The organism is Arthrobacter sp. 4R501 (assembly GCF_002929755.1).
In the GTDB taxonomy this organism is placed as follows: Bacteria; Actinomycetota; Actinomycetes; order Actinomycetales; family Micrococcaceae; genus Arthrobacter.
The window spans coordinates 1-20,806 of the sequence record NZ_PJIW01000007.1 but is presented as its reverse complement, the minus strand read 5'-3'; the positions used below and the strand labels follow the sequence as shown (position 1 = coordinate 20,806).

24 protein-coding genes and 1 riboswitch are annotated in these 20,806 nt (G+C 67.7%); of the genes, 12 read left to right on the top strand and 12 right to left on the bottom strand.

Features of this window, described 5'->3' with window-relative positions; genetic code table 11:
- Positions 1-25: 25 nt before the first annotated feature.
- Genes CXR02_RS08265 through CXR02_RS08250 form a run of 4 tightly spaced genes read right to left on the bottom strand, consistent with a single transcriptional unit; the run spans position 26 to position 3,186 of the window.
- Positions 26-1,087, bottom strand: a complete 1,062-nt coding sequence (locus tag CXR02_RS08265) for a sulfate/molybdate ABC transporter ATP-binding protein (RefSeq protein ID WP_104061541.1) — start codon at positions 1,085-1,087, stop codon at positions 26-28.
- Positions 1,084-1,947: an ABC transporter permease gene (locus tag CXR02_RS08260; protein WP_104061540.1), complete on the bottom strand. Its 864-nt coding sequence runs from the start codon at positions 1,945-1,947 to the stop codon at positions 1,084-1,086. The genes CXR02_RS08265 and CXR02_RS08260 overlap by 4 nt, the downstream gene beginning before the upstream one ends.
- Positions 1,948-1,969: 22 nt before the next feature.
- Positions 1,970-2,779, bottom strand: coding sequence for a molybdate ABC transporter substrate-binding protein (gene modA / locus CXR02_RS08255; protein ID WP_258060874.1), 810 nt, complete (start codon positions 2,777-2,779; stop codon positions 1,970-1,972).
- On the bottom strand, positions 2,776-3,186 hold the full coding sequence (locus CXR02_RS08250) for a molybdopterin-binding protein (RefSeq protein WP_104061539.1): 411 nt from the start codon (positions 3,184-3,186) through the stop codon (positions 2,776-2,778). The genes modA and CXR02_RS08250 overlap by 4 nt, the downstream gene beginning before the upstream one ends.
- Before the next feature lie 181 nt (positions 3,187-3,367).
- On the opposite strand from CXR02_RS08250, the gene CXR02_RS08245 reads away from it, so the two are divergent.
- From CXR02_RS08245 to CXR02_RS08235, 3 genes are read left to right on the top strand one after another with little or no spacing between them, the layout of a single operon-like run.
- Positions 3,368-4,702: an FAD-binding oxidoreductase gene (locus tag CXR02_RS08245; protein WP_104061538.1), complete on the top strand. Its 1,335-nt coding sequence runs from the start codon at positions 3,368-3,370 to the stop codon at positions 4,700-4,702.
- 58 nt (positions 4,703-4,760) lie between these two features.
- Positions 4,761-5,630, top strand: a complete 870-nt coding sequence (locus CXR02_RS08240) for a DUF4031 domain-containing protein (RefSeq protein WP_104061537.1) — start codon at positions 4,761-4,763, stop codon at positions 5,628-5,630.
- 59 nt (positions 5,631-5,689) lie between these two features.
- Positions 5,690-6,124: a VOC family protein gene (locus CXR02_RS08235; protein WP_104061536.1), complete on the top strand. Its 435-nt coding sequence runs from the start codon at positions 5,690-5,692 to the stop codon at positions 6,122-6,124.
- Here CXR02_RS08235 and CXR02_RS08230 read toward each other — a convergent pair.
- The 3 genes from CXR02_RS08230 to CXR02_RS08220 form a co-directional block, all read right to left on the bottom strand.
- The gene (locus CXR02_RS08230; RefSeq protein ID WP_104061535.1) at positions 6,121-6,522 is read right to left on the bottom strand and encodes a YccF domain-containing protein; all 402 of its coding nucleotides are present in this window, start codon (positions 6,520-6,522) and stop codon (positions 6,121-6,123) included. The genes CXR02_RS08235 and CXR02_RS08230 overlap by 4 nt on opposite strands.
- 104 nt (positions 6,523-6,626) lie before the next feature.
- Positions 6,627-7,226 (bottom strand): phosphoribosylanthranilate isomerase, encoded by a 600-nt coding sequence (locus CXR02_RS08225; protein ID WP_104061534.1) that lies wholly within the window; start codon positions 7,224-7,226, stop codon positions 6,627-6,629.
- A 90-nt stretch (positions 7,227-7,316) separates the two neighbouring features.
- On the bottom strand, positions 7,317-8,156 hold the full coding sequence (locus CXR02_RS08220; RefSeq protein WP_104061533.1) for an aminoglycoside phosphotransferase family protein: 840 nt from the start codon (positions 8,154-8,156) through the stop codon (positions 7,317-7,319).
- A gap of 73 nt (positions 8,157-8,229) precedes the next feature.
- On the opposite strand from CXR02_RS08220, the gene CXR02_RS08215 reads away from it, so the two are divergent.
- From CXR02_RS08215 to CXR02_RS08185, 7 genes are all read left to right on the top strand, one after another.
- Complete coding sequence (locus tag CXR02_RS08215; protein WP_104061532.1) at positions 8,230-8,898, top strand: HutD family protein; 669 nt, start codon at positions 8,230-8,232, stop codon at positions 8,896-8,898.
- Between the two features lie 66 nt (positions 8,899-8,964).
- Positions 8,965-9,495: a ferritin gene (locus CXR02_RS08210; protein WP_104061531.1), complete on the top strand. Its 531-nt coding sequence runs from the start codon at positions 8,965-8,967 to the stop codon at positions 9,493-9,495.
- Positions 9,496-9,569: 74 nt separating this feature from the next.
- Positions 9,570-9,635, top strand: a riboswitch (guanidine-III (ykkC-III) riboswitch).
- Between the two features lie 9 nt (positions 9,636-9,644).
- A complete protein-coding gene (locus tag CXR02_RS08205) occupies positions 9,645-9,968 on the top strand; it encodes a multidrug efflux SMR transporter (RefSeq protein WP_104061530.1) in 324 nt (107 codons plus the stop codon).
- On the top strand, positions 9,968-10,372 hold the full coding sequence (locus tag CXR02_RS08200; RefSeq protein ID WP_104061529.1) for a multidrug efflux SMR transporter: 405 nt from the start codon (positions 9,968-9,970) through the stop codon (positions 10,370-10,372). The genes CXR02_RS08205 and CXR02_RS08200 overlap by 1 nt, the downstream gene beginning before the upstream one ends.
- A 95-nt stretch (positions 10,373-10,467) precedes the next feature.
- Positions 10,468-11,127: a nucleoside/nucleotide kinase family protein gene (locus CXR02_RS08195; RefSeq protein ID WP_104061528.1), complete on the top strand. Its 660-nt coding sequence runs from the start codon at positions 10,468-10,470 to the stop codon at positions 11,125-11,127.
- A 66-nt stretch (positions 11,128-11,193) separates the two neighbouring features.
- Positions 11,194-12,189 carry an aldo/keto reductase gene (locus CXR02_RS08190; protein WP_104061527.1) on the top strand — a complete coding sequence of 332 codons (996 nt, stop codon included), beginning with the start codon at positions 11,194-11,196 and terminating at the stop codon, positions 12,187-12,189.
- Between the two features lie 10 nt (positions 12,190-12,199).
- The gene (locus CXR02_RS08185) at positions 12,200-12,850 is read left to right on the top strand and encodes an MBL fold metallo-hydrolase (RefSeq protein ID WP_104061526.1); all 651 of its coding nucleotides are present in this window, start codon (positions 12,200-12,202) and stop codon (positions 12,848-12,850) included.
- Positions 12,851-12,983: 133 nt separating this feature from the next.
- On the opposite strand, the gene CXR02_RS08180 is transcribed toward CXR02_RS08185, so the two are convergent.
- The 3 genes from CXR02_RS08180 to CXR02_RS22575 all read right to left on the bottom strand — a co-directional run bounded on the left by CXR02_RS08180 (position 12,984) and on the right by CXR02_RS22575 (position 16,473).
- Positions 12,984-14,951, bottom strand: coding sequence for a DEAD/DEAH box helicase (locus CXR02_RS08180; RefSeq protein ID WP_104061525.1), 1,968 nt, complete (start codon positions 14,949-14,951; stop codon positions 12,984-12,986).
- 304 nt (positions 14,952-15,255) lie between these two features.
- A complete protein-coding gene (locus tag CXR02_RS08175; RefSeq protein ID WP_219816395.1) occupies positions 15,256-16,131 on the bottom strand; it encodes a transposase family protein in 876 nt (291 codons plus the stop codon).
- A 33-nt stretch (positions 16,132-16,164) separates the two neighbouring features.
- Entirely contained in the window at positions 16,165-16,473 is a 309-nt protein-coding gene (locus CXR02_RS22575) for a hypothetical protein (RefSeq protein ID WP_219816394.1), read from the bottom strand.
- 167 nt (positions 16,474-16,640) lie between these two features.
- Between CXR02_RS22575 and CXR02_RS08170 the strand changes: the two genes are divergently transcribed.
- Positions 16,641-17,366 carry a cyclopropane-fatty-acyl-phospholipid synthase family protein gene (locus CXR02_RS08170; RefSeq protein WP_104061524.1) on the top strand — a complete coding sequence of 242 codons (726 nt, stop codon included), beginning with the start codon at positions 16,641-16,643 and terminating at the stop codon, positions 17,364-17,366.
- Positions 17,367-17,432: 66 nt separating this feature from the next.
- On the opposite strand, the gene CXR02_RS08165 is transcribed toward CXR02_RS08170, so the two are convergent.
- Together CXR02_RS08165 and CXR02_RS08160 are read right to left on the bottom strand one after the other, a co-directional pair.
- Positions 17,433-18,809 (bottom strand): MFS transporter, encoded by a 1,377-nt coding sequence (locus CXR02_RS08165; protein ID WP_104061523.1) that lies wholly within the window; start codon positions 18,807-18,809, stop codon positions 17,433-17,435.
- A 1-nt stretch (position 18,810) separates the two neighbouring features.
- Positions 18,811-20,142, bottom strand: coding sequence for an MFS transporter (locus CXR02_RS08160; RefSeq protein WP_258060873.1), 1,332 nt, complete (start codon positions 20,140-20,142; stop codon positions 18,811-18,813).
- A gap of 173 nt (positions 20,143-20,315) precedes the next feature.
- Here CXR02_RS08160 and CXR02_RS08155 point away from each other — a divergent pair, with 173 nt between their 5' ends.
- On the top strand, positions 20,316-20,711 hold the full coding sequence (locus CXR02_RS08155) for a hypothetical protein (protein WP_104061521.1): 396 nt from the start codon (positions 20,316-20,318) through the stop codon (positions 20,709-20,711).
- The last annotated feature ends 95 nt before the right edge of the window (positions 20,712-20,806 follow it).

Below are 20,806 nucleotides of genomic sequence, written 5' to 3'. Positions count from 1 at the left end.
AGCCTACCCGCGCATTCCCGCCTCTTCAGCCGGGGTAGATGGCGACGGCGCCGGCCTTGATCACGAAGTACACCTGCATGCCCGGCGCCAGTCCAAGATCAACAGAGGCCGCCGGAGTGATGTCCGCGCTCAGCTGCCCGCTCTCCCCGGCGCGGACCCGGATCCCGTCCCCGCGCGGTTCCAGGTCGGTGATGGTCACGGCGAAGGAGTTCCGCGGGCTGCCATGCGCTTCGGTGAGGAAAACGGAAACGGCCGACGGCGGGAAGACAGCCACGCCCGGCTGCCCGCTAGGGCGCGGGGCGGCTGCGTCGTGGTGGCCATAGAGGTTGAGGGCACCGGCCCGCAGGCCGTGTTCGGTCAGGTGGCCGGCCACAAAGTTGAGCCCGGCGAGCCCGGCCGCGAACCGTCTGCGCGGGCGCTGGAGGATGTCCCGAGTGGGTCCTTCCTCGCTGATCCGCCCGTTTTCGAGGATGACCACCCGGTCGGCCAGCATCAGGGCATCGAGGACGTCGTGCGTGATGATGATGGCCCGCCGGCCGGCCAGCACGCGCTTGAGCAGGCGCCGGAGCATCGGGGCGGCATGGATATCCAACGCGGCCATCGGCTCGTCCAGGAGGAGGAGCCCGGGGTCGGCAGCGAGCGCCCGCGCCACCGCAACGCGCTGCGCCTGGCCGCCGGAGAGCTCGGCCGGTCGGCGGGACTGCAGCTCCGTCGCCTCCACTTCCGCGAGCCAACGCAGGGCGGACTCCCGGGCAGCCTGCTTCGAAGCCCCCGCACTCCGGGGCCCAAAAGCCACGTTCTCCAGCACGCTCAGGTGCGGGAACAGCAGCGGTTCCTGGGCCAGGAGCGCCGTGCCGCGCCGGTGGGGAGCCGTCCACTGGCCGCGCCCGGCGGTGAGGTCAAACAGCGCCCTGCCGTCGAGTTCGGCCGTGCCCGAGTCCGGGTGCAGCAGGCCCGCGATGACGTTCAGCAGGGTGGATTTGCCGGCGCCGTTGGCTCCCATAACGGCCACCGTTTCGGCCGGGCCCAGCGCGAGGGAGACGTCGAACCCGCGGCCGGCCACGGCGGCCTGAACCGAGAACGTCACAGGACTGCACCTCCCTGGGCCGGCGCCGCCGTCGTGCGTTCCCCGCTAAGCGCGGGGGCCCGTTCGGCGGCGCGGGGACTGCGGTACGCGAGCGCCACCACGGCAACGGCCACCGCCACGAGGACCAGGGAAAGCGCGACGGCGGCATCGGCATCCGTTTCCCGCTGCAGGTAGATTTCCAGCGGCAGGGTCCGGGTCACCCCCTGCAGGCTGCCCGCGAACGTGAGGGTGGCGCCGAATTCGCCCAGGCTGCGCGCGAAGGACAGCACCGCGCCGGACGCCAGTCCCGGCAGAACGAGCGGGAGGGTGACCCTGCGGAGCACCGTGGTGGGTCCGGCGCCGAGCGTCGCGGCCACGGCTTCGTACCGGTTCCCGGCGGTCCGCAGGGCGCCTTCGAGGCTGACCACCAGGAACGGAAGGGCCACAAACGTCTGGGCCAGGATGACCGCCGTCGTCGAAAAGGCGATCTGCAGGCCAGCCACTTCCAGCGTCCGGCCCAGCAGCCCCTGCCGCCCGAACGTGTACAGGAGTGCGATGCCGCCCACCACGGGCGGAAGCACCAGCGGGAGCAGGACCAGTGAGCGGAGGAAGCGCTGGCCGGGGAAGCTGCCGCGGGCCAGGACCAGGGCGAGCGGCACACCGAGCACGATGCACAGGAAAGTACTGGCCGCCGACGTGCGCAGGCTCAGCCCAAGGGCCTGCAGCGACGCTTCCGATGTGATCAGCGGGATGAACTGGGCCCAGTTGACCTTGGCCACCATGGCCGCCAGCGGCAGCACCACGAACAGGCCGCCCGCCGCCGCAAGGACGTAAATCCAGCGCGGGACGCCGCCGTATCCGCCGTTCCTGGCCTGTCTCATGGTCTCCTTGGGTGCGGCTTACTTACGGGGCGCCGAAGCCGGCCGCGCTCAGGGTTTTCTGCCCGTCCGCGCCGGTCACCAAGGCGATGAAGGCCGCCGCCAGTTCCTTGTTCCGGCTCGAGCCTACTGTGGCCATGGGATACGTGTTGATGGCCTTGCCCGATTCGTCGAACGGGATCCCCTTGACCTTGCCTCCGGCGCCTTTGACGTCGGTGACGTAGACCAGGCCGGCGTCGGCCTCGCCCGAGGTGACCTTGCCCAGGACGTCCGTTACCGATGACTCCTCACTGACCGGCGAGAGGGTCACGCCCGCGGCTTTTTCCACCGTGTCCGCGGCCGCCCCGCACGGAACCTGGCCGGCACAGACAACCACCCTGACGCCTGGCTTGGCCAGGTCCGCGAAGGACGCGATCGACGCCGGATTGGACGGCGGGACGGCGATCTCCAGGACGTTGGTAGCGAAGTTCTTCGCGGTCCCGTCCAGGAGCTTGGCATCGGCCAGTTTGGTCATGTTTTTGGTGTCGGCGGAGGCAAAAACATCGGCCGGTGCGCCCTGCGTGATCTGGGTGACCAGGTCTGAGGAACCGGCGAAGCTCAACACGATCTTGGTGCCGGGGTTCTTCGCCTCGAAGTCGCTGGCCAGCTGGGTGAATGTGGCCTTGAGCGACGCGGCTGCGAAGACCGTGATGGTCCCGGAGACCTGACCTGCGGCGTCCGGGGACTGCGACGCGGCGGACTGTGTGGCCGTGGGCGTCGTAGCCGTTCCGCACGCGGCGAGGCCCAGCATGAGGGCAGCCATGATGGTGGCGCCGGCGTGTTTGCGGATGCTCAAATGATGCTCTTTCCCTGCGGGGTTTCGATGATGACTGTGGTTGCTTTGACCACCGCGGTGGCCACGGAGCCGAGTTCCAGGCCCAGGTCCCGGACGGCTTCGCTGCTCATCAGCGACACCACCCGGAACGGCCCGCACTGGAGTTCCACCTGGGCCATGACCTTGTCCGCGGTGATGCCCGTGACCAGGCCAACGAACCTGTTGCGCGCCGAACTCCCTGAACGGTGCGGGTCCTCGGGAAGCTGCGCGAGCTTCTGGGCGTGCCGGGCCAGTTCCAGTCCGTCCACGGCCAGCCGGCCGGCGTCGTCCTTGACGGGGGTGAGACTGCCGTTCTCAGTCCAGCGCCGGACGGTGTCGTCACTAACGCCGAGGAACCGGGCGGCTTCGGATACGCGAATAGTGGGCATTTCATGATTCTAGTCCGCATTTGCGGGTTTTCTTAGTATTTTCCACCGCGGATCCGAAGATGACTTTGCTCCTTCTTTCGCTCCCGTTCGAGGCTCCACTTGGGCTGCCTATGGAACGTCCCGGGCCGAAGTTCTACGCTATGGGGAGGGGAGGGGCCGCAGTCGCTGAGGAGCGTTTGTGATGAAGTGGATCAGGCCCGACAGCCCCGACTATGACCCGGCCCGGAAGGTATTTAACGCCAGCATTGACCGGCGGCCGGCGGTGATTGCCCAGTGTTCAAATGACGCGGACGTGGCCGAAGCCCTCCGCTATGGACGGGCAAATTCCCTCGCCATTGCTGTCCGCGCCGGCGGCCACTCAGTGGCCGGAATGTCCATGAACAACGACGGCCTGGTGATCGATGTCCGGCCCATGAAGTCGATCGACGTGGACCCCGAATCCGGCATCGTCACCGCCGGGGCAGGCGTGACCTGGGGCGAGTTCGACCGCGCTACCCAGGAGCATGCCCTGGCGGTCACCGGCGGGAGGGCCTCCACCACCGGCGTGGCCGGCTTCACCCTGGGCGGCGGATCCGGGTGGCTGGAGCGGTCCTTCGGGTTCGCGTGCGATAGTCTCGTCTCGGTGGACCTGGTGACGGCCGACGGCGAGCGCGTCACCGCGAGCGCCCGGGAAAACCCCGAACTCTTCTGGGCCCTCCACGGCGGCGGCGGCAATTTCGGCGTGGCCACGTCCTTCACGTTCCAGGCGCACAGGCTCGGCCCCGTGGTGCACGCCGGGTTTTGGCTGTGGCCCGGGGAGGCGGCAACTGATGTTTCCCGGGCGTTCCGGGACCTGGCCCTGGCCGCCCCTGATGGCGTGGGCCTGGGGCTCCTGTATTTCACGGCGCCGCCGGAGCCATTTGTTCCGGAGCACCTGGTGGGAAAGATGGCCACCCTCATCGCGTACGTCTACGCGGGTGAGCCCGAGGAGGGCTCCGAACATGCCCGGCCGTTCCGCGAGCTCGGGCCGGCCGTTGACCTGGTGGCTGATACACCGTATGCAGAGTTCAACGGCTCCATCGACGATCCGCCGGACCACTACAACTACTGGAGCGCGGACTACCACGACGAACTTCCCGATGCAGCTCTGGACCTCTTTGTTGAGTCGGCCCACAACCTCCCCGATGCCACGTCCCAGCAACTCATCGCCCGCTGGGGCGGCGCGGTGGGCGGAAACGCGGGGGCGGCCACGCCCTTGATCAACCGGAACGCGGCCTGGGTGAGCCACCCCTACGGCATCTCCCCCACACCCGAGGAAGGCGAGCTGGCCAAGGCCTGGGTGAAGGACTTCCGCGGCAAGATTGCGCCCTATGCCTCGGGCGGGGTGTGGCTCAATTTCATCGGCAACGAAGGCCAGGAGCGCATCCGTGCCGCGTTCGGCAACGGGAACTACGCCCGGCTGGCCAGGGTCAAGCGGGACTTCGATCCGCGGAACGTCTTCCAGGGCAACCAGAACATCCTGCCAGCCGGCTCCTGAGCGGGCACGCGGCGGTTGGCGGCTCCGGCGCAGACCACCGCCGCACTAGACTTCCCCCATGGCGATTTACCTGGATCCGCCGCTCTGGCCCGCCCACGGCACGCACTTTTCGCACCTCATCTCGGACACGTCGCTCGCGGAGCTGCACGCCTTCGCCGCCGCGGCCGGCATCCCGGACCGGGCGTTCGACGGCGACCACTACGACGTTGCCGAGCGCCGGTTCGACGACCTCGTCGCCGCGGGCGCCATCGCCGTGGAAGCCCGGATCCTGGTGCGAAAGCTCATCGCCAGCGGGCTGCGCATCCCGGCCCGGCAGCGCAACAAGTCCCTCAAGGTCCCGTTGCTGAACCGCTGGGAAGCCATCATGCCCGGACACGACGCCCTCTTCCTGGACCTGCTGGACCGCTGGAGCGAGGACCACCGCCGGTATCACGGCTGCACGCACCTGCTGGCGGTACTTGAGGCCGTGGACCTGCTCACCGACCCCGCCGATCCGCCGCAGACCGTGCTGCTCGCAGCCTGGTTCCACGATGCCGTGTACCGCGGGATCGCCGGCCAGGACGAGGAGGAATCGGCCCGCCTCGCCCAAGAGCGCCTCACGGATGCGGGGCTTCCGGCCGCCGAAGTCGAGGAGGTGGCGCGGCTGGTCAGGCTGACGTCGGACCACCGCCCGGAACCAGGGGACGACGACGGCGCCCTCCTCTGCGACGCGGACCTGTCAGTCCTCGGCGGCGAACCTGAGCCGTACGCCCGGTATGTGGCCGCCGTCCGGGAAGACTATGCGCACATCGGCGACGCAGACTTCGCGGCCGGCCGTGCCGCCGTCGTCCGTCATCTGCTGGAACTGGACCCCTTGTTCCACAGCGACCGCGCACGGGAACTGTGGCTCGATGCCGCCCGCCGGAACCTGCGGGGCGAGCTGGCCTGACTCTTCGCGCAGCCGCCGGAAGCCTTTACGGGCGCCCCGGCCGGTGCAAGACTGCTCGGATGAACCTGCGCATCCAATCTGTCAGCGTCGACTCCGCCGACCCCAAAGTGCCCGCCGATTTCTGGGAGAAGGCCCTGGGGTGGCGCCGCACGTATGAGGTGGAGGACGAAATCGTACTGGAGCCGCCCGCAGGCAGCCCGGCCGACGGCGTCAGTCCGGACCTGCTGTTCGTGAAGGTGCCGGAGCAGAAGGAGATCAAGAACAGGCTGCACCTGGACCTGCGTCCGGATGACCAGGCCGAGGAGGTGCAGCGGCTGGAAGCCCTTGGCGCGTCGCGTATTTCTGTCGGGCAGGGACCGGAGGTGACCTGGGTGGTCATGGCCGACCCGGACGGCAACGAATTCTGCGTGCTGCGGGCGCTCCGGTCAGAGGAGCTCGAAGCCCAGGGACTGGTCCCCGGGTTTAGCGAAGCCCCGGGGAATGCCGCCGGCTAACGGTACGCGGTAACGAACGGGCTGTTAGTGGGAACGATCTGCTTGCCCAGCGGCATCAGGCTGACCGGGATGAGCTTGAGGTTGGCGATGGCCAGCGGGATGCCGATGATGGTGACCGCCATGGCAAAAGCTGTGACCACGTGGCCGATCGCGATCCAGATGCCCGCCACCACCAGCCAGATGACATTCCCCAGCAGCGGGAACACGCCCGTTCCGCCCGGTTTGTCCACCACCATGCGCCCGAACGGCCAGAGCGTGTACGCCGCAATGCGGAATGACGCGATGCCCCACGGGATGGTGACGATGAGCAGGCAGCAGATGATGCCGGCCAGGAAGTAGCCCAGAGCGAGCCAGAGTCCGCCGAATACCAGCCAGATGATGTTGAGCAGAGTCTTCATCTGTCCATTGTGCCCCGCGGGGTCTGACAAAAACGTAGGGGTCTGCCCTGATTGGCCCCTGATCTTCGGCCCTGGAACTTGGACCTCTACACCTGGACCGGGCCTCAGCCCTTGGCGGCCTTCACGAAGGCCCGGATCTTGTCCAGGTCCTTCACACCACGGGAAACCTCGACGCCGGAGGAGACGTCCACGCCCCAGGCACCTGAGGCTGCGGTTGCCTGCGCCACACTGTCCTGGTCCAGTCCGCCGGCCAGAAGCCACTTGCGGTCCTGGAGCGCCGTCACGTCCACCATCGAGGCGTAGTCCCAGGCCTCTCCGGACCCGGGCACGGCGGCATCAATCAACAGGTGCTCCTCGCCCCAGTCGGCGAACGCGTCTGCAGTGGCTGCCATGGTGACCGCCCTGATCAGCTTCATGCCGGCGTCGTGCACTGTTGTGACGTCTTCGGGGGTGAGGTCCGCATGGAGTTGGACCCATTCGAGTCCGGCGGAACGGGCGATGGCAATGGCATCGGCGACCGGTTCGTGCCGGAAAACGCCGACGGCAACCACCCCTTCCGGCACGTCCGCCAGCAGAGTGGAAACCTGCGACGGCGAGACCACCCGCGGGCTGGCTGTCAGGACAAAGCCGACGGCGTCCGCCCCAGCCTCCACGGCGGCACGGACTGATTCGGGCGTACTGAGACCACAGACTTTGACGAACATTTTCCGGCTCCTTCAGGCTGTCTTCGCATAGTCCCCCCGGAGGAGACTAACAGGCAAGTACCCGCGGCGCCGATGTGGGCCGGTTCCATTTCAGAAGCCGGACAGCACACGCTCCACCATGGCGCGGCCCGTCTGTTCAAACGCGGCGTCGCCCACCTGGTTGGCCCACACCACCGTGCCGATGGCCTGGTTCAGGTTCTCCAGCCGCCACAGGTCAGCCTCCGCCTGGCCCACCGTTTTGCCCAGGCCCGCCTGGAACGCATCCGCCAGATCGGGCCGGTGGACGAACCGCTGATGGCTGAGCCGCACCAGATCGTGCACCCACGGACGCGGTTCAGCCCGGCCGAAGTCGATGACCTTGATCTGACCGTTGTCCTGCAGCCAGTTCCTCGGCTGGTAATCGCCGTGCGTTGCCACCAGCTGCGCCACGCCCGGCCGCAGTGCATCGAGCGCCTCTTCAAAGCTGTAGAGCTGCGATTCGGGCAGCAGCCCGTGGGCACGGTCCATCCACGCACGGGTCTTGGCCGTGAGCGCCGTTGTATAGGTGGATGAGACCCCGGCGGGCCGGTGAATCCTCGCCAGAAGCTCCCCGGCCTGGCGGTAGGTTTCCGGATCGTCCTCGGCCGGCGTCCCCTCCACCAGGACCCCCGGCAGGAATTCCGTCACCAGGATCGCGGCATCCGCCGAGGCATGCCGTAACGCCGGAATCCGCCCGTGAAGCCCTTCGAACCCGCCGGCGTGGGCGGCGATCTCGCGGTGGATATGGTGGCTTGTGGTGCTCGCCTTGACGATGAATTCGCCGCCCGACGGCGTGGCAACGTGGAGGACGTTCGTGTCCTGCAGAGGCCACGAGTAGTCCTTCACCACGCTGAATCCCCCGAGCCAGGACGTCAGCAGCCGGCTCTGTTCCTCGGTGATCCCTTGGCGCATTTGCCCAGCATGCCACGCGTGGCGGGGTCGCCCAAACACTGGAGAGGGCGCCCAAACGAACTAGGCTGGTCCGATGGAGATCATCCGCTTCGCAGAACTCAGGTCCGAACCGTGGCGCAACGGCGGCGGGGTGACCCGGGAGCTTGCCAGCCACCCGAAGGCCGCCTCTTCGCAGGACGGCGCCTGGGACTGGCGGGTCAGCATCGCCGATGTCAGCAAGGCCGGGGATTTCTCGGCGTTCCCGGGCATGGAACGTGTGCTGACCGTGATCGACGGCGAGTTGCTCCTTCTCACGGTGGATGGCGCCGAGCACCCGCTGGAAAAGCACCGGCCGTTCAGGTTCTCCGGCGAAGCTGCCGCGCACGGTGCCCTGCCCACCGGGGACATCCGCGATCTGAACGTCATCACCCGGACGGGGTCGTTCAAGGGCTTCACGTCCATCATCGAGCTCTCCAAAAAGCGCGCGCACCCGGTTTTTGAGGGCCAGCTTGCTGTGCTGCTGCAGGGCCAGGCCACCGTCAGCGCGGGCAACCTCAGCGTCAGCGCGGAAGCCGCGGAAACCGCTGCCGCCTCAGTAGCCGACGGCGACGAAGCCGTCCCTGCCCCCACGGGACCCGAGGCACTCAACCGCTATGACGCCGTCGTCGGCTCCGATACCGGGACCCCCGAAATCCTGGGCCGCGGCTTCCTGGCCGTGGTTTCAATCGACCGCGTGACTGCCTCATCCAGCGCTGCAGGCTAGCCTCGCCTTCGTTATCTGAGCCTTCCCACACTGGTCAGCGGAACGCGGCCCTCCTAGACTCTGGCTATGACTTCCACCCCCTTTAATGCGCTCCTGTCCACCCAGATCGGCAACGAATTCGCGGCCTCGCAGCAGTACATTGCCGTGGCCACCTGGTTCGCCAACCAGGACCTCCCGCAGCTGGCCCGCTACTTCTACCGGCAGTCGGTGGAGGAGCGGAACCACGCCATGATGATGGTGCAGTACATGCTGGACCGCGACATTGAATTCACCATCCCGGGCGTCCCCACCGTGCGCAACGACTTCTCCTCCGTGACCGAGCCGCTGGCCCTGGCGCTGGAGCAGGAGAAGGAAGTGACGGCCGCGATCGAGGCCCTGTTCCGCGCCGCCCGTTCCGAGGACGACGCCCTGGGCGAGCAGTTTATGCTGTGGTTCCTCAAGGAGCAGGTGGAGGAGGTCGCCGCCATGACCACCCTCTATAACATCGCCGAGCGCGCGGACAACCTGTTCGACATCGAGAACTTCATCGCCCGCGAAACGGTGGGCAATGGGGGCCGCGACTCCTCCGCTCCGGAAACAGCCGGCGGCGCGCTCTAAAGGTCCTTGCCCCGCCCGGCGGTGAGGTTGGCCACCAACCCGGCCACCCGCCGTCGGGCGTTGCTATGCTGGAAACAAGGCTCCGCACAGGACCCTCCGGACGACGGTTCAGTACCCGGCACGCGACAAGACTGGCCAAAGGATCTGTCATGTCGTGGTTAATTCTCATTCTTTCCGGGGCGCTGGAAGCCGTCTGGGCCGCAGCTCTGCACCGGACATTCCAGGCATCCGGCCGGCGCCGGCTCGCGCCCGCCCTCCTCTTTCTGGCCTCCGTCGTCGCCAGCATGGCCGGCCTCGCAATCGCTATGCAGTCCATCCCCACCGGCACCGCGTACGCCGTGTGGGTGGGCGTGGGCGTGGTGCTGACGTCCGCCTACGCGATCATCACCAGGGCGGAACGTCCGACGACGGCGCGCCTGCTGCTGCTCACCGGCATCGCCGCGTGCGTGGTTGGCCTGAAGGTGGTGGCGTAATGAATAAGCGTTCCGCTGCGTGGCTGATGCTGCTGGCCTCCGCCGTGCTGGAAGCCGTCTGGGCCACCGCCCTGGGCCAGTCCGACGGTTTCACCCGGCCCCTGCCCACCGTGGTCTTCACGGTAACGGCCACCCTGAGCATGATTGGCCTGGGCCTGGCCATCCGCAGCATCCCGCTCGGGACGGCCTACGCCGTCTGGGTGGGGATCGGCGCTGCCCTGACGGTGGGCTGGGCGATGGCCACCGGCGTCGAACCCTTCAGCGTCCTGAAGGTGCTGTTCATCGGGGGGATAGTGGCCTGCGCGGCGGGATTGAAGGCACTGCCGGCTTCACCTGCCGCGTCCCCCGCTGCCACGTTCGACGCTGCGCCGGACCCTGCGCCCGCTGAGTCTCCCCACCTCTGAGGCCGTCGGACGGCGTGTCCGGGCGGCCCGCTGTCGGAATCCCATTTGCGCGCGCGAAAGCCGGGGAGAACCAGCGGCCGGTTTAGGCTTTTGCCATGGACTCCCCCGAAGTACAGCAGTCACTCGACGCCCTACAGCACAGGCTCGACGGCGGCCGGCGGCTACTCCTGGGCATCACGGGCGCACCCGGCTCCGGCAAGTCCACGTTCGCGGCCCGGCTGCAGCGGGAGTTCGGCCCTGATACCGCCGTCGTGGTGCCGATGGACGGCTTCCACCTGGGCAACGCGATCATTGACGGCACGCCGCTGCGGCAGCGCAAGGGTGCCATGGACACGTTCGACGTCGGCGGCTACCTCTCGCTGTTGCGGCGGCTGGTGCGGCGGGACGAGGCGGTGGTGTACGCGCCCGAGTTCCGGCGGACTTTGGACGAACCGGTGGCCGCGTCCATCGCAGTCCCCGCGTCCGTGCCGCTGGTGATCACCGAAGGAAACTACCTTCTGGCGGAGACGCCTGAGTGGAAGGAGGTCCGGGCACAGCTGGACGAGGTCTGGTTCATGGACACCCCTCCCGCGCTGCGGCTGGCCCGGCTGGTGGACCGGCACGTGGAGTTCGGTATGGAGCGGGCTGCTGCGGAGGCATGGGCGGCGGGCCCGGATGAGGCCAACGCGGTAATGATCGAGGCCACGCGCCGGGGCGCCGACCGGATCATCCCGTGGGGCCAGGCCACCTGCTGGGAATACAGGTCACCTTCCTAGGAATACTGGGGCAAGGACCGGGGTTCTTGGCTGGGACGAGAATCCACAAACAGATGGAGAGCACTCATGACTGCACCATTGGTACACCTCGGCGACGGCCTCACCGTCAGCCCCCTCGGCTTCGGCGGCATGGCCCTCACCCCGGTCTACGGCGAGGTTGACCCGCACGAGGCCCTCAAAACCCTGCACCATGCGGTGGATGCCGGCGTCAGCTTCATTGACACCGCGGACATCTACGGCGGCGGCAGCAACGAGCAACTCATCGCGCAGCTGCTCAGGGACCGGCGGGGTGAAGTGCAGCTCGCCACCAAGTTTTCCCTGGTGGGCTCGCCGGCTGATGGCTACACGGATGTCCGGGGAGATGCCGCCTACGTCCGGCAGGCCGTCGACGCCAGCCTAAGGCGGCTTGGCACGGACGTGATCGACCTCTACTACATGCACCGCCGTGACCTCCGCGTTCCGATTGTGGAAACCGTGGAGGCCATGGCGGGGCTGGTGCAGCAGGGCAAGGTCAAACACCTTGGCCTGTCAGAGGTGACCGCGCAGGAGCTGGCCGAAGCCCACTCCGTGCACCCCATCGCCGCGGTCCAAAGCGAATGGTCCATCTGGAGCCGCGACGTGGAACGCAACGTGGTTCCGGCCGCGGCCAGCCTGGGCGTGGGCTTTGTGCCGTATTCGCCACTGGGCCGGGGATTCCTCACCGGCACGGTGGACGCTTCCAGCCTGGGAGCCAACGACTTCCGACGCCGGATCCCCCGGTTCGCCGCAGACGCCTTTGACGCGAACCAGGGAGTCGTGGCGGCCGTGCGGTCGGTCGCGGCCGAGCTGTCCGCTACGCCCGCCCAGGTTGCACTCGCGTGGCTGCTGGAGCAGGGCAAACGGCGGGGACTGGCCGTGGTCCCCATCCCCGGCACGCGCAAGACGCACCGGATCGACGAAAACCTGGGCGCACTGTCCCTGGACCTGACCCCGGCGCAAATGGAGGCGCTGGACCAGGCCGCGGACGCCGTCGTCGGCTCCCGCTCGGCGGACCCCAACTGGGTGTCCCAGGGCCGTGAATAGACTGAAGCCCATGGACACGCTTATTCACGACCTCCGCGACATCACCATCCGCAGCATCTCCGTCAGCGAGATGAACAACAACGTGTACCTGCTGACCGCGAAGGCCAGCGGCGAACAACTGCTGATAGATGCTGCGGACGACCTTCCGGCCATCCAGGCGATGCTGCAGGACGCCGCTGCGGATACCGCGGCCACAACCAAACTGGCGCAGATTGCAACGACGCACCAGCATTGGGACCACATCCGGGCACTGCCGGCGTTGGTGGAAGCGACCGGCGCCCCAACCGTTGCCGGAAAGGACGACGCCGAGGCGCTTCCGGTACCCGTGGACCGGGCCCTGGAGCATGGGGACACCTGCGCCGTGGACGGCTTCGAGCTCACCGCCGTGCACTTGCGCGGCCATACTCCTGGATCGATCGCGTTTGTGTACCAGGACCCGGAAGGTCCTGCCCACATTTTCAGCGGGGATTCGTTGTTCCCGGGCGGCGTGGGCAACACCCAGAATGATCCTGAGCGGTTCACGTCGCTGCTGGACGATGTCACCGCGCGGTTGTTCGAGGCCTACCCGGATGACACCGTGGTGCACCCGGGCCACGGCAGTCCCACCACCCTCGGCGCGGAACGCCCGCATCTTGAGGAGTGGCGCGCCCGCGGCTGGTAACTTTCGCTACGCTTTCAGGCTGGCGCTGCGCTTCGTGATTTGCGCTACGCGAAATGCCGGTCGCTACGGATATATCCGTCGCGGCCGGCATTCTGCGTATCGCCAGCTACTTTACGTAGCGAAAACACGAATCTTAGCGGCTGCGGCGTTCGTTCGAGGCCGGGGCCGACGCGCGGCGGGGACCGCTGCGTGCCGGACGGCCACCGCCGCCACCATTGCCGCCACCGTTACCGGCGTACGAGCCACCGGACGTGCCCCCGGTGTTGGAGGACCAAACAGCCTTGTTCCCGGCGTTGCCGCCGTTGCCCGTGGAGGCTCCGGCGCGCTGGCCGGATCCACCCGTGCGGGCACCTGCACCGGCGCCTGCGGTGCGGGCACCTGCACCGGCGCCTGCGGTGCGGGCCCCGGCTGCGCGCTGGCCCGTTGCCGGACGTCCGCCGCGCTGTCCGCCGGTGGTAGCCGGGCGGCCCGTTCCGCCACGAGGGGCATCGCTGCGGGTAACGCGTGAATCCGTGCGGCCTTCAGCAGCGCGGCCGTCTGAACCGCGGCCGGCCGCTGCACGGCCACCTGCTGCGGGGACGTCGTTGCGGTGCGTGGAGCCTGTGGCGCCGTGGCCGCGGGAATTGCGGCGAGCAGCAGCTGCTGCAATGGCGCGGTCCTCGTTCTGCTCCGCTACGCGGTCAAATGCTGCCCGTGCCTCGGTGCGGCCTTCGTAGGCAACAGCGCGGCGCTCGGCACGGGGAAGATCGGTGCGGGTCGGCTCAGCGGAGACGCGTCCACGTCCACCACGGCCGCCACGGCCACCGGCAGTGGGGCCTTCCTGGCTGCGGCGGGCGCGCTTGCGCTCGGCGTTGGCGCCCGTGGAGGTGCCGCCACCCTGCTGTGCGGACTTCTTGGCGAGAAGAGCGGCGCGGGTGCGGGGATCGATCTTGTCGGCCATTTCGCCCACGAGCTCAGCAACCAACGGGGAGTTGGCGGTGACGCGCTCGAAGTTGACCTCGACGCCGGCAGCCTTCATGAGCTTCTTGACGTCGGACTGCTGCTCCGGGAGGGTCAGCGTGACAACGGTGCCGTCCGAACCTGCGCGGGCCGTACGGCCTGAGCGGTGGAGGTATGCCTTGTGCTCTGTGGGCGGATCCACGTGGATCACCAGTTCGACGTCGTCCACGTGGACGCCGCGGGCTGCGACGTCGGTGGCCACCAGGACGCGGACGTCACCGGAGGAAAACTCGGCCAGGTTGCGGTCACGGGCGTTCTGCGAGAGGTTACCGTGCAGATCGACGGCGGGGATCCCGGCGTCGGTCAGGGTCTTGGCCAGCTTGCGGGCGTGGTGCTTGGTCCGCATGAAGAGGACGCGGCGGCCGGCGCCAGAGGCGAGCTCAACGATCAGCTGCTTCTTGACGGTCTGGTCATTGACCACCAGGACGTGGTGCTCCATGGTGGTCACGGCGGCCTGTGATTCGTCCACGGCGTGGGTCAGCGGGTTGGACAGGTAGCGCTGGACGATCTTGTCCACGCCGTTGTCCAGGGTGGCGGAGAACAGCAGGCGCTGGCCCTGGCTGGGGGTCATGTCCATGAGCTTCTTGACCACCGGGAGGAAGCCGAGGTCGGCCATATGGTCGGCCTCGTCCAGCACGGTGATCTCGACGCCTTCGAGGGTCAGGATGCGCTGGCGGATCAGGTCCTCCAGGCGGCCCGGGCAGGCGATGACGATGTCGACGCCGGCGCGCAGGGCCTTTTCCTGGCGGGCCTGGGAGATGCCGCCGTAGATCACGGTGGTGGTCAGGCCCATGGCCTTGGCCATCGGCTCGATGGTGGCGTTGATCTGGGTGGCGAGCTCGCGTGTCGGTGCGAGGACCAGGCCCATGGGGCGGCCGGGCTTGCGGAAGTGCTTGGCTTCCCGCTCAGCGAGTCGTGCTACAAGCGGGATGGCGAAAGCGATGGTCTTGCCGGAGCCGGTGCGGCCGCGGCCCAGGACGTCGCGTCCGGCCAGGGTGTCCGGGAGGGTCTTGACCTGGATGGGGAACGGCTCAACAATTCCCTGGGCGGTGAGGGTGTCGGCGAGTTCTTTGGGCGTGCCGAGGGCAGCAAAAGTAGTCATATATTTCATGGTCTTTCAGGCGGTATCCGTGCGGATATCGGCCCCCGATGCCGGTTGGCTCAAGGGTTTCGCCGAAGAAAAGTCAGGTGATCAACCGTGCTGCTGCCCAATTCAGGGCGGCGGCTGGGACCAAATGGAACGCGTTCATCGACGCAGGATGTGCCTCTCACATGAAAAAGCCCGCTTCCCAAATCAAGGGACGAGCGGGCATCACTGCACATCAAGTCCCCTAAGCGTACCATCCCCGCGCCTCGGCCTCTTTCAAGCACGTGTTGCAGGTGGTGCGGGCGCCCGAGGAATCATGTCAAGATGCGCGCGTAGCCTTCTTCGTGGAATCATTCGGAAGTGCGCGCGTGGCGGGCTTGGGTTTGGCCGCTTGCTTGCTGGTCGTGAGCGTCAGTAGCTCGGCGGTGAGTGCCTGGATCTGGCGTTGGATGGCGGCCGGGTTCAGCGGCTGGTTTTCCCGGCCGAGTCTGGTTTTGACCGTTTTGCGGACGGTGCCTTTGTCGGCCAGAACCCGCTGGTAGGGCGTGGCAGGTCGGTCGTACTTCTTCGTGGTCTTCGCGCCGTTGCGCTCCTTGAAGACGAGTTTCTGCTGGGGGCCGAAGTGGTTGGTCAGCAGCCGCTGCAGTTCCCAGATCCGGTTCAGCAGATCCAGTTCGCCGGGGGTGTCGTAGCGGTGGTATCCCACGGTCTGACGGACGATGTGCCAGTTCTTCTGCTCCACGTGGGCGCCGTCGTTCTTATTCCCTGACCGGGACCGGGTGAACGTCAGTTTCTCCTGCTCGCACCAGCGGAACAGCCCCCAGTTGATGAACTCGGACCCGTTGTCCGAATCGATGCCCAGGACCGGAAAGGGAAACTTCGCGGTCGCCTCTTTGATCGCCGCGAACACCCACTTCTGCGCCTTGTTCCGCACTGACACGGTCTCCGTCCAGCCCGTCGCGATGTCAGTGATATCCAGGGTGAAACAGAACTCGCCCTGGGAATTGCCGCCCTCGTGACCGACCAGGTCGATCTCCACGAAACCGGGTCTGGCATCATCCCATTCGGCCCAGGTCCGCATCGGGATGGAGTCCTTCAGCAGCGTTCCCGGCTTCGTATGGGACCGGCCCCGCGGATCCAGTTTGGCCCGGTCCGCCTTGAGCCGGCGGTCAATCGTCGCCGGCGCAATCCGCAACAGCAGCGCCGCCGTCCCGTCCTCGATCTGAAGCTACTCAAACCGGCGCAGACGCGGGACCAGATCAGGCAGGGCCGCCGCCAGCAGCCGCCCGCACGGCGTGCCCTGCACCGCCCAGCAGAACCGCAGCGCGTCGATAACGGAGCTGTCATAGAGCAGCGGTCTCGGCGGGCGGGGACGGACAACCCTGAGCGACAGGACCAGACCCAGCGCCTTGCGGGCATGACTGCGGTGCCAGCCAGTCACCGCGCAGATCTGATCCAGGATCTCGCCCTTCCTGGCCTTGGAAGCACGCCGGTATTCCGTGGCCAGAACCTTCGTGACAGCCCTGCGTTCGCTCATCGTCAGCTCCATAGCAGCAGCCCTACCCCCGCCAGCGAACCGGCAGCCGCAGACACCCCGCTACGCGCGCATTACCAAATGATTCTTCGATACCCACTACGCGCGCATCTTCTACGAGTCAACGCGGGGCGTTGCCTTTGGGTGCCCGGCAGGCGCAGGCTTGAGGCATGACTGAACAGGGTGCGGACCACCACCACACAGCGGACGACGGCGACACGCGGCTTGGGGATGCACCGCAGCGCAGTGCCGCCGAGGCGTGGGACGAAAGCTACCGGAGCAAGCCGAAATTCTGGAGCGGGAAACCCAACCCGCAACTGGTCCGCGAAGGCGCCGGACTGCGGCCGGGCAAGGCGCTGGATCTGGGCTGCGGCGAAGGTGCCGACGCCATCTGGCTCGCCCAGCAGGGCTGGACCGTCACCGCCGTCGACGTTTCCGCCGTCGCCCTGGAACGGGCAGCAACCCACGAAAAGTCGGCCCTGGACCGCGAGAGTGTGCACGCGCAGGGAGCCGGTGAAATCCCCAGCCGCATCCACTGGGAACAGTGTGACCTGGAGGAGTGGCAGCCCGCGGCCACCTACGATCTGGTGTCTTCGCAGTTCCTGCATTCGCCGCACCTGGCGTGGCAAGGTCCGCTCCGGATGGCGGCTGCAGCGGTCAAGCCGGGCGGCACGCTGCTGATCGTGGGCCACCATCCGGACCACCTGCCGCCGTGGGGAAACCACACGAGGCCGGAGATGTTCTACACTCCGGCGCAGCTCGTGGCGGAGCTCGGCCTGGACTCGCCGGACTGGCAGCTGGAGGTCAACACCATTCGCGAGCGGACGGCTTCAGGTCCTGACGGCGAGGAGGCCGTCATCGGCGACACCGTCCTGCGCGCCACCCGGCTGGCTTGAGTTTTTGTCCAGATAACGCGCCTTCCCGGGCGCGCAACTCGGATTATCTGGACAAAAACTCCGGGGTCAACGGGAAACCCGCGGCGCCACCGCAACTGCGGCGACGGCCACCACCGCCGTCAGTGCGAAGACCCCCGCGAACGATTCCGCCGTCGTCGTAAACGCCGCAAACACGATGCCCGTGGCGGCGAGCGCCAGCGCCCCGCCCAACGAGTCCGAAATGGACATCGCCGAGCTGTTGAAGCCTTCGTTTTCCTTGGTGGACATGGCGAGCGTCATCACGCTGAGCCGCGGATACAGCAGCCCCATGCCGCCGCCGGCCAAGAGCCAGCCGGCAATCGCGACGGCGGCCGGCCAGTGGAGCGCCGACGTCGCCAGCGTGAGGAGAATGGCTCCCAGCACCAGCGCTGAGCCGATGCGCACCGCCACCCGGTGCTGCAGCCGGGTGCCGAGGCGGCCCTGGATGGCGGCAGCGGCTGCCCACGACAACGCGCCTCCGGTGAGCGCCAGGCCGGCGAACGTCGGCGGGAACTGGTACTCCTCGATCAGCAGGTACGGCAGGTAGACCTCGGCACCGAAGAATGCGGCAGACGCCAGGCCGCGGGTCAGGATCACGCTGGGCAGGCCGCGGCGCGCGAGCAGCGTTCCACGGGGAACCAGGGGCCGCACGGCCACGAGGGCAATCACGACGGCGGCCACGAGTGCCGGGGCTACGGGAACGCCCGCGATAGTGACTCCGGCGGAGAGGTTCAGCCCCAGCACAGCGAGCGCGGCGAGCGCCGCCCAGGCCAGGCGGCCCAGCGCCCAGGGCGGGACCGTGGCCTGCTCAGAAGGCCGGTCGATGCCGCGGAGCACCGGAACAATCATCACCACGGCGGGCACTACCAGGCCCACCACGCCCAGGAACACCCAGTGCCAGCTCAGGACCTCCGCCACGATGCCGGCCGCGAACGGGCCCACCAGGGACGGGATCACCCATGCGGCCGAGAAGGCGGCAAAAATCCCGGGGTGCAGGACGGCCGGGTAGACGCGGGCCACCACCACGTAGAGCGCAACCGTCAGCGCGCCGCCGCCAAGCCCCTGCACCAGGCGGCCGGCAACCAGCACGGGCATGGACACGGCCGTGCCCGCGATGATCAGGCCCAGCACGAACAACGCCACGGAGGCGTACAACGGGACTGTTGGGCCGCGGCGGTCCGACCAGTTTCCGGCCGCCACCATCCCGATCACGCCGGTGGCCAGCGGCCCGGCGAAGGCCAGCGCGTACAGGCTGGCGCCGTCGAGCTCGCGGCTGACGACAGGCATGATGGTGGTCACGGCGAGCGATTCGAAGGCCGCGAGGAACACCAGGGCACATGCGCCGACGGTCACCCACAGGTACGGTCGCTGCAGGATCCCGGCTGTGGCGGTGGAATGCGTGGCCGGCAGGGCGGGTTCCTGCACGCTAGTGGCCCGACCGGCTGGAGCCGCCGATGTAGCGGTTCCGGCCCGCGCGGTAACCGAACACCGCGGCCAGCGAACCGACCACCAGGAACAGCACCCCGGCGGCCGTGAACGATCCCGTGGCCTCGTGCAGCTGGCCCACCATCAGCGTGCCGGTGGAACCCAGCCCGTAGCCCACGCCCTGCATCATCCCGGACAAGTGCGCGGCAGTGTGGCCGTCGCGCGTCCGCAGCATGATCATGGTCAGGGCCACCGCGGTGAGGCTTCCCTGGCCCAGGCCCAGCAGCGAGGTCCACACCCAGATGAGTTCCAGGGGTCCGAAGATGCTCAGCGCAAACCCGCCGCCGGTCATCAGCGCCACCACCACAGCGATGGCCCGCTGGTCACGGAACCTCGCTGCCAGTGCAGGGGCGAACAGCGAACCCGTCATCTGGAGCACGATTGAAACAGAGACCATCAGTCCGGCCGTGCCGCCGTCCACGCCGCGTTCGCGCAGGATCGGCGCCAGCCACGCAAAAACGCTGAAGGACATCATGGCCTGCAGCACCATAAAGATGGTCACCTGCCACGCCACCGCCGAACGCCACACATTGACGCCAAGGTTGGCGGCCTGGTGCCGGATGGGATGCTGGCGCAGCGCCACCGGAAGGAACAGCAGAAGTACGACGGCGGCAGGAACCGCCCAGAACCACAGCGCCGAGGCCCACTCCCCCGTCGCCGTGAACACCGGGTAGGTAAAGCCGGCTCCGAGGGCAGCCGACGCGCAGATGGCCGTGGTGTACAGGCCGCCCATGAGGCCCAGCCGGTGCGGGAAGTCGCGCTTCACCAGCCCTGGCAGCAACACGTTGCACAGGGCGATGGCGGCACCGCAGGCAGCGGTTCCCGCCAGCAAAGTAGGGAGGTGGCCGGCACCGGGCACCAGGCCGCCGATGTCCGCGGGCCGCAGCAGCAGCCCAGCTGTGAGCACTGCCATGGCGCCGAGCAGGACGCGTTCGGCGCCGAACCGGCGGGCCAGGACAGGGGCCAGCGGCGCGAAGACACCCAGGAGCGTCACGGGCACGGTGGTGAGCACCACGACGGCCCAGCCCGGCAGGCCGGCGTCGGACGTGATCTCCGGAAGAACCGCGGCGAAACTGGAGAACACCGTGCGGAGGTTCAGCCCGATGAGCACCAGGCAGAGGCCCAGGTACACGAGTGCGCGCCTGCTGCCCTGCGGGCTCTCCGGACCGCCGCCCGACTGGCCCGGAAGGCGCGTGGGGGCTGCTGGGGGGACGTCGTCGATTTCGGCGTCGACCAGCAGTCCAGGCACTTCAACGTTGTCAGCACGGGTCACGGGACCCATTCTGTCATTGCGCGTCCTCGAGCCCTGACGCCCGGACTTGCCTTGGCGTCAGCCGGCCCTTGCGAAGTTATCCACATAGGCCAGAAAGGGTCTGGTGACCCGCCTGGAGCGAACCTAGTTTGGGATCAGCAAGCGGTATCCAGCCACAGCATTCGGGAGAAACCATGAGCCTCGCACCGTTGCACGATCCGTCCATTGCGCCAGCCCCGGCCTCGCCGAAGGCCCACGGCAGCGGCGAAGGGACAGCCAGCCTCGCCTTCAGCCTCATTGCGCCCGCCAGTATGTATTTGACTGGGCCTCTCAGCCTATTGGCGGCCCTCTTCACGAGGCCTTCCGAGGGCCCTGGGCGGCTGGACTGGGTTGCACCGTTGGTGCTGTGGAGCTATCCGGCGCTGTTTGGCCTGCTCGCAGTGACGCTCGGCATTGTTGCGCTCCGCGTATTTGTGCGTCGGTCAAACGGTTGGCGGGCTGGTGTGGCTGCGTTGTGGATATCGGCGGCCGAGGTTGCAGTGGGCCTTGTGCTCGTGCTCAGGGACGGGGACTTTATGATCCTCTTCTGAGATTTCATGTCTACCTAGCCCGAATTTTTCATCAGAGTGACGTTGGCCGCCCGGTCCCTGCTTGATTCTGGTGCGGGTTGATTCTTTGGTTTCGG